Annotated in this window: 5 protein-coding genes; 3 read left to right on the forward strand and 2 right to left on the reverse strand. The window is 67.3% G+C overall.

All coding sequences use genetic code 11. The features are described from left to right. Positions 1–53: 53 nt before the first annotated feature. Positions 54–1,268: a formaldehyde dehydrogenase, glutathione-independent gene (gene fdhA / locus ACNPM8_RS11940; protein WP_133833949.1), complete on the reverse strand. Its 1,215-nt coding sequence runs from the start codon at positions 1,266–1,268 to the stop codon at positions 54–56. A gap of 128 nt (positions 1,269–1,396) precedes the next feature. Further along, positions 1,397–2,335 carry a LysR family transcriptional regulator gene (locus ACNPM8_RS11945; protein WP_448939905.1) on the reverse strand — a complete coding sequence of 313 codons (939 nt, stop codon included), beginning with the start codon at positions 2,333–2,335 and terminating at the stop codon, positions 1,397–1,399. A 151-nt stretch (positions 2,336–2,486) separates the two neighbouring features. On the opposite strand from ACNPM8_RS11945, the gene ACNPM8_RS11950 reads away from it, so the two are divergent. Genes ACNPM8_RS11950 through ACNPM8_RS11960 form a run of 3 tightly spaced genes read left to right on the forward strand, consistent with a single transcriptional unit; the run spans position 2,487 to position 7,741 of the window. Next, on the forward strand, positions 2,487–3,791 hold the full coding sequence (locus tag ACNPM8_RS11950) for an aromatic ring-hydroxylating oxygenase subunit alpha (protein WP_105658918.1): 1,305 nt from the start codon (positions 2,487–2,489) through the stop codon (positions 3,789–3,791). Then, entirely contained in the window at positions 3,788–5,179 is a 1,392-nt protein-coding gene (locus ACNPM8_RS11955; RefSeq protein ID WP_332488080.1) for a flavin reductase family protein, read from the forward strand. Before ACNPM8_RS11950 ends, ACNPM8_RS11955 begins: the two co-directional genes overlap by 4 nt. Positions 5,180–5,221: 42 nt before the next feature. Then, positions 5,222–7,741 carry a GcvT family protein gene (locus ACNPM8_RS11960; RefSeq protein WP_448939906.1) on the forward strand — a complete coding sequence of 840 codons (2,520 nt, stop codon included), beginning with the start codon at positions 5,222–5,224 and terminating at the stop codon, positions 7,739–7,741. Positions 7,742–7,776 lie beyond the last annotated feature (35 nt).

Here is a 7,776-nt window from a genome sequence, read left to right on the forward strand (position 1 = left end):
GAATTGTTCCCGGCCCCCCCCCGGGCAGCGGTTAAATGCGCGTCAAGCGCGGATCAGGCGCTGATCAGCCCGTGCGGGTCGAGCACGAACTTCTGCGCGGCGCCTTCGTCGAAGGCCGCGTAGCCCTGCGGGGCCCGGTCCAAGCCAATGGCCGTGGCGTTGACGTTCTTGGCAATCGAGACCTTGTCCGAGAGGATCGCCTGCATCAGCCCGCGGTGGTACTTCATCACCGGGCACTGGCCCGTGACGAAGGTGTGGGACTTGGCGAAGCCCAGGCCGAAGCGCATGGACAGCGAACCGACCTTGGCCGCTTCGTCCTCGGCGCCCGGATCCCCGGTGACATAGAGTCCCGGGATGCCCAGGCTGCCGCCGGCACGGGTGATTTCCATCAGCGAATTGAGCACCGTGGCAGGCTGCTCCTTGCCAGCGTCGTGCCCGTGCCCGCGCGCTTCGAAGCCCACCGCGTCGATGCCGCAGTCGACCTCGGGCACGCCCAGGATCTGGGCGATCTGCTCGGCCGGGTCGCCCTGCGAGACGTCCACGGTTTCGCAGCCGAAGCTGCGCGCCTGGGCCAGCCGGTCGGCGTTCAGGTCCCCGACAATCACGGTGGCCGCACCCAGCAGCTGCGCGGAGGTGGCCGCGGCCAGGCCCACCGGGCCGGCGCCGGCGACATAGACGGTGGAGCCGACGGTGACCCCGGCGCCGATGGCTCCGTGGTAGCCGGTCGGGAAGATGTCCGAGAGCATGGCCAGGTCCAGGATCTTCTCCATGGCCTGGTCGCGGTCGGGGAATTTCAGGGCGTTCCAGTCCGCGTAGGGCACCAGCACGTATTCGGCCTGGCCGCCCACCCAGCCGCCCATGTCCACGTAGCCGTAGGCGGAGCCGGGGCGGTCGGGATTGACGTTCAGGCAGATGCCGGTTTGCCCGACCTTGCAGTTGCGGCAGCGGCCGCAGGAGATGTTGAAGGGCACCGAGACGACGTCGCCGACCTTGAGGAATTCCACATCGCGGCCTACTTCCACCACTTCGCCGGTGATCTCGTGGCCCAGCACCAACCCGACGGGGGCGGTGGTGCGGCCGCGGACCATGTGCTGGTCCGAACCGCAGATATTGGTGGCGATGGTGCGCAGGATGACCCCGTGGTGCACCTGCCGCCCGACGTTTGCCGGGTGGACCCCGGGTCCGTCCTTCAATTCGAATTCGGGGTACGGGGTGTCGATCAGCTCGACCTTGCCTGCCCCGGCGTAGCTTACTGCCAAGTTGCCCATAGCGGACCACTTCCTTGAAATATCAGTTGGATACCAAATCGGATGTGCCCAAGTCTGACCACTGGATGTGATCCATGTCAATAGCCCGGCGAGAAATCCGCCGGGTCCGGCAGCCCGCCAGCGGCCGGCTACCCGTCCAGTTCCTCGGCCGAGCGCAGGGAAATGATGTCCTTGGCTGTGCGCTGCAGGATTTCCAGGGATTCCTCGATCAGCGGCGAGCCGCGGCTGCCCTTGCGGGTCACCGCCACGATGCGCCGCGAGGGCTTGGCCGCCCCGGAAATCCGGCGGCGCACCACATTCTGCGCATCGCCCAGGGTGGCCAGCCGGGGCAGCAGCCCCCCCCCCAGGCCCGCCCCGATGAACGCGATCATGGTTTCCCACTCCACCGCCTCGTGGGCGATATGCGGGGTGACCCCCAGCGAAGTGAAGGCGGCAACGAACAGCGCCCGGTAGACCGACTGCCCGGATTCGGAGATCCACGGGTCATCGGCCAGGTCCTCCAGGGCCACGGACTTGTGCTGCGCCAGCCGGTGCGTGGCGGGCAGCACCACATCCAGCGGGTCATCGAGCAGCACGGTCTGCTCGAACCGGTCCCTGGCGGCAGAACCCCCGGACGTCTGGCTGGCCACGATCACGGCCAGGTCGATCCGCTCCGCGAGCAGCAAGTCCAGGCAGCGCTGCGGCTGCGCTTCGATCAGCTGCACCTCGGTATCGGGCCGAGTGGCTCGCAGGTTCGCGGCCAGCGGGGCAAGCAGCTGCGCGGCAGCGGTGGAGAAACCGCCCAGGCCGAACTGCCCCTGCACCTGCCCGGAGGCGTTGCGCGCGGACGCCGCGAGCAGCTCCCATTGCGTCACAATCCCGTCCAGGCCCGCAACGAAATGCCGGCCCGCGGAGGTCAGCCGCACCCCGCGGCCCTCCTTGGTGATCAGCTTGATGCCCAGGGTGCGCTGCAGTTCGCGCAGCTGCGCGGAGACCGCCGAGGCCGAGTAGCCGGTCAGTTCCGCGGTGCGCGCTACCGAGCCTGTGGAGGAGAAGACCCGCAGGGTGGCGAAGCGTGGATCAATCATGCACCAATTGTGCACGGTTCCGTTCAATTTCTTGCGCTTTTCTTGCCGACTATTTCTTCCTAGTCTCGATTCATGCGGTGACCGGCCTCACATCGGCCCGCGCAACCACAGCCAGAGGACGCCAGCCGCGTCGTGTTCCAAGGAGTAACAGATGACCGCTTCGGTAAGCGCACCGCGCACTACGCGTGGGAAGCTCGCTACGTCGGTGAACCAAGAACAGCTCGCCGAGATCACCGAGCTCTTCCGCAACCGGCGCAAGGGCTACTCGCTCGAAGCCCCGCTGTATACCGACCCCTCAGTATTCGATGTCGAAATGCAGGCCATCTTCGGGACCCACTGGCTGTTCGCCGCGAGCATTGCCGAGATCCCCGAGCCCGGGGACTACGTGACCGTGGACTACGGTCCGCATTCGCTGATCGTGCTGCGCACCGAGGAGGGCGGGGTCAACGTGCTGCACAACGTCTGCCGGCACCGCGGCGCCCGCGTGCTCACCGAAGCTTCGGGCAGCACCGGGAACCTGGTCTGCGGCTACCACTCGTGGACCTACTCACCCGAAGGGGACCTGATCCACGCCTCCGCCCCGGGCGAAGGCAAGTTCGACAAGAGCTGCTTCGCGCTCAAGCGCGCCCACGGCCGGGTCCATGCCGGGCTGGTCTTCGTTTCCCTGGCCCAGGACCCGCCGGCGGACTTCGACGAGGTCGCCGGCATCTTCGAGCCCTACCTGGCCCCGCACGATATCGCCCGCGCCAAGGTCGCCTACCAGCAGGACATCATCGAGGAGGGCAACTGGAAGCTGGTGATGGAGAACAACCGCGAGTGCTACCACTGCGACGGGCACCCCGAGCTGGCCTGCTCGCTGTTCCCCACCTGGGGGCTGAGCGACGACACCGTTCCGCCGCACCTGGAAGAGGTATGGGAACGCAACCAGCAAGCCCAGGCGGCCCTGGAGGAACGCTGCCGCCGCTACGGATTGCCCTACGAGGTCGTGGAGCAGCTGGACACCCGCATCGCCGGCATCCGCATCTCCCGCGAATCCCTGGACGGCGACGGGGAATCCTTCTCCGCCGACGGGCACCGCCTGTCCAAGAAGCTGCTCGGCGAGCTGCGCGACTTCCGGCTGGGCCGCTGCTCCATGCACCTGCAGCCCAACAGCTGGTTCCATTTCCAGTCCGACCACGTGATCACCTTCGCCGCCTTCCCGATCAACGAGCACCAGACCCTGGTGCGCACCACCTGGCTGGTGGCCGATGACGCGGTCGAAGGAGACGACTACGATCTGGAGAAGCTCACCCACACCTGGAAGCAGACCAACCTGCAGGACAAGGCCTTCGTCGAGCTGTGCCAGAAGGGCGCAGCCAGCCCCGCCTACCAGCCGGGCCCGTACATGAAGAGCGAATACCAGGTCGAGGCGTTCATCAACTGGTACACCCAGCGCGTGCTGGAGCACCTGGCATGAGCGCAGGCGCCCAGCTGGCATCGAGCGTAGCGGCCCAGCGCATCCGCGGGCTGGAAATGCCGTGGAACCGGGTCCTCAGTTCCCAGGAAGGCCCGGCGAGCGCGGCCCGCGCGCTGGGACCCTGGCACCCCCAGGAGTTCCTGGCCGAATGCGTGCAGACCATCGAGGAAGCCGGCGGGCTGATGACCTTCGTCTTCCGCCGCGCCGATGGCGCCCCGCTGGCCTTCCGCGCCGGGCAGTACCTGAACATCGCCTTCCCGGTGCATGGCGAAGACCAGGACCCGGTGGACCGCAGCTACTCGATTTCCAGCGCGCCCACCGTGCCCTGGACCTTCAATGTCAGCATCAAGCGCGATCCCAAGGGCCTGGTCTCCTCCTGGGCGCATGAGAACCTGCGTCCGGGCATGGTGCTGGAGATGCTCGGCCCGGTGGGCGCCTTCCACCTGGGCGATTCCGACCGGCGCGCCCGCTACCTGTTCCTTGCGGCCGGAGCCGGGATCACCCCGATCATGTCGATGGTGCGCACCATCCACTCGCTGCCCGGCCAGGCCGATGTGGTGGTGCTCTGCCACGGCACCGTGCCCGGGGACTTCGCTTTCTGGCCCGAGCTGGAATACATTGCGCAGGTCGATTCGCGGATCAAGGTGTTCTACTCGCTGGGCGACCGGGCCAAGCCCAAGAGCTGGAAGGGCTTTGCCGGGCGGCTGACCACGGCGATGATCGACGCGGTGGCCCCGGACGCCAATGGCCGCAAGGTGTTCGCCTGCGGGCCGGAAGGGTACCTGAATTCGGCCACCCAGCTGCTGCGCGAGGCCGGGGTGGATGACACCTCGGTGTTCATGGAGTTCTTCTCCGGGGACCGCAAGACGCTGCTCGAATACCAGGAGGAAATCGCCCTGGCCGGGTCCATCGCCGAGGAGGTGGCCGAATCCGTGGAGGAGTTCTACGAGAGCCAGCCGCCGGAGCTGGGGATGTACGAACCCGAGTACGACCAGAGCGGCACCATCGAGGCCAGCGGCCAGAAGCTGGTGGCGGTCGATTCCAATGCCCCGCTGCCGCCGGCCTCACCGCTGGTTCCCGCGCAGGACTCGCCGGATACCGCTTCCTTCCCCACCGTGGGCGAAGGCGAGCTGACCATGACCTTCCTGCGCACCGCGGTGAATGTCCGGATCAGTTCCCAGGAGCACATCCTGGGTGTCGCCCAGCGGGCCGGGGTGCGCATCGGCGCCAACTGCCAGGAGGGCATGTGCGGCTCGTGCAAGGTCGTCAAGCTCGAAGGCGAGGTGGCGATGAACCACCAGGGCGGCATCCGCGCCCGTGAAATCGCGGCCGGGAAATTCCTGCCCTGCTGCTCCACCGCCCAATCGGATCTGGTCATCGACGCCTAGCGCGCCGGCCACCACCACACCATCAGCTTTCAAGGAGTCCCCATGTCCCGTCTTTCCCCTCGGATCCTCATCATCGGCGCCGGCATCGTCGGCGCCAACCTCGCAGACGAACTGGCCGCGCTGGGCCACACCAATACCCTGGTCATCGAGCAGGGTCCGCTGGATCTTCCCGGCGGCTCCACCTCGCACGCCCCGGGCCTGGTCTTCTCGTCCAACCCGTCCAAGTCCATGACCGAATTCGCGCAGTACACCATCGAGAAGCTCACCGGCCTGGTGGGCGCCGACGGGCGCGGCTCCTTCCTTCCGGTGGGCGGACTGGAAATCGCCACCACCGATGAGCGCCTGGCCGACCTGCATCGCCGTGCCGGCTGGAACCGCTCCTACGGGGTCGACGCCGAAGTCATCGACGCCGCCGCCTGCCTGGCGAAGTTCCCGATGCTCAACCCGGAGAAGGTCCTGGGCGGCCTGTTCACCCCGGGCGACGGGCTGGCCCTGGCCGCCAAGGGCACCGCGCTGGTCATGGAACGCGCCAAGGCCGCGGGAGTCGAGTTCCGCGACCGCACCATCGTCACCGATATCGAGGTCTCCGGCGGCAAGGTCGCCGCGGTCATCTGCGGCGAGGAGCGCTTCGCGGCGGACATCGTGGTCTCCTGCGCAGGCTTCTGGGGACCGAACATCGGCAAGTTGGTGGGCACCTCGATCCCGCTGCTGCCGCTGGGCCACCAGTTCGCCTGGAGCACCCCGGCCCCGTCGCTGGCCGGAGTCAACGAGCTGCCGGCCGGTGCCAGCCGCCCGATCCTGCGCTACCAGGACCGCGACCTCTACTACCGCGAGTGGGGAGATCGCATCGGCATCGGCTCCTACGCCCACCGCCCGATGCCGGTGGACCTGGACACCTTGCAGGCCTACCGCCCGGAAGAGATCACCCACGAGCGGATGCCTTCCTCACTGGAATTCACCCCGCAGGACTTCGCCGCCGAATGGGAAGCCAGCCAGGAGCTGCTGCCGGATCTGCGCAATACCCGGATCCAGCGCGGCTTCAACGGCATCTTCTCCTTCACCCCGGACGGCGGCTCGCTGGTAGGCCAGTCCAGGGAAGTGGACGGCTTCTACGCGGCCGAGGCCGTGTGGGTCACCCACGCGCCGGGCATCGCCAAGGCCGTGGCCGAGCTGATCACCACCGGCACCTCCACGACGGACCTGAGCGACTGCGACCTGAACCGCTTCGAGGACGTGCAAACCACCAAGGAGTACGTCAGCGAGACCTCGCAGCAGAACTTCGTGGAAATCTACGATGTCCGCCACCCGCTGGAACCGCGCACCAAGCCCCGCGCCGTGCGCACCAGCCCGTTCTACTCCCGCCAGCAGAAGCTGGGCGCCTTCTTCCTGGAGGGCACCGGCTGGGAGCGCCCGCACTGGTACGAGGCCAACGCCGCGCTGCTCGATGAATTGCCGGCGGAGTGGGCGGCCCCGGAGCGCGACAGCTGGTCAAGCAAGTTCCACTCGCCGATTGCCGCGGTGGAAGCCTGGAAGACCCGCACCGCGGTGGCCATGTTCGACATGACCCCGCTCAAGCGCGTGGAAGTCACCGGCCCCGGTGCCGGGTCGATGCTCCAGGGCTTGACCACGGCGAATATGCTGCGTGCCCCGGGCATGGTCAGCTACACCCTGCTGCTGGACCATGCCGGCGGCATCACCAGCGACATCACCGTGGCCCGGCTCTCCGAACAGGTCTACCAGGCCGGCATCAACTCCAACGTGGATGTCGCCTACCTGGACCGCGAAGCGCGCAAGTTCAATGAGGCCAACCCGGGCCAGTGGGTGGCAGTTCGCGATATCACCGCCGGGACTTCCTGCATCGGCCTGTGGGGCCCGCTGGCCCCACAGGTCATGGCCAAGATCAGCGACGACGATATGGGCAACGAGGGGCTGAAGTACTTCCGCACCAAGCAGATCTCCATCGCCGGCATCCCGGTCACCGCGATGCGCCTGTCCTACGTGGGCGAATTCGGCTGGGAGCTCTACGCCTCGGCGGATGTCAGCGCCAAGCTCTGGGATGCGATCTTCGAAGCCGGGCAGGAGCACGGCATCATTGCCGGCGGGCGCGAGGCGTTCAACTCCATGCGACTGGAGAAGGGCTTCCGTTCCTTCGGCACCGATATGACCAGCGAGCACGAACCGGAACAGGCCGGTTTGGGCTTCGCGGTGAAAGCCGCCAAGACCGCGGACTTCGTGGGCAAGTCGGCGCTGGCCGAACGTGCCGCGGCGGCCACCAAGCGCCTGCGCTGCCTGACCGTGGATGATGGCGTGTCCATGGTCCTGGGCAAGGAACCGGTCTACGTGGATGGCAAGCCTTCCGGCTACGTCACCAGCGCCGCCTACGGATACACGGTCCGCAAGCCGATCGCTTACGCGTGGCTGCCGATCTCGGTGGAAACCGGTGACCCGGTGGCGATCGAGTACTTCGGCAAGCAGATTGCCGCCACCGTGGTCGATGATCCGCTGTACGATCCGCAGATGGACCGCTTGCGCGGAGTTTCGCTGGCTACTTCGGCCAGCTAGCGGCTAGACGCACATACCCGGGGCCGGGCACCGCT

The sequence above is a fragment of the Glutamicibacter sp. AGC46 genome, from assembly GCF_053543715.1.

Coding starts and splice junctions, on each gene's coding strand:
- fdhA (WP_133833949.1), bottom strand. CDS start 1,268: ATGGGCAACTTGGCAGTAAGCTACGCCGGGGCAGGCAAGGTCGAGCTG.
- ACNPM8_RS11945 (WP_448939905.1), bottom strand. CDS start 2,335: ATGATTGATCCACGCTTCGCCACCCTGCGGGTCTTCTCCTCCACAGGC.
- ACNPM8_RS11950 (WP_105658918.1), top strand. CDS start 2,487: ATGACCGCTTCGGTAAGCGCACCGCGCACTACGCGTGGGAAGCTCGCT.
- ACNPM8_RS11955 (WP_332488080.1), top strand. CDS start 3,788: ATGAGCGCAGGCGCCCAGCTGGCATCGAGCGTAGCGGCCCAGCGCATC.
- ACNPM8_RS11960 (WP_448939906.1), top strand. CDS start 5,222: ATGTCCCGTCTTTCCCCTCGGATCCTCATCATCGGCGCCGGCATCGTC.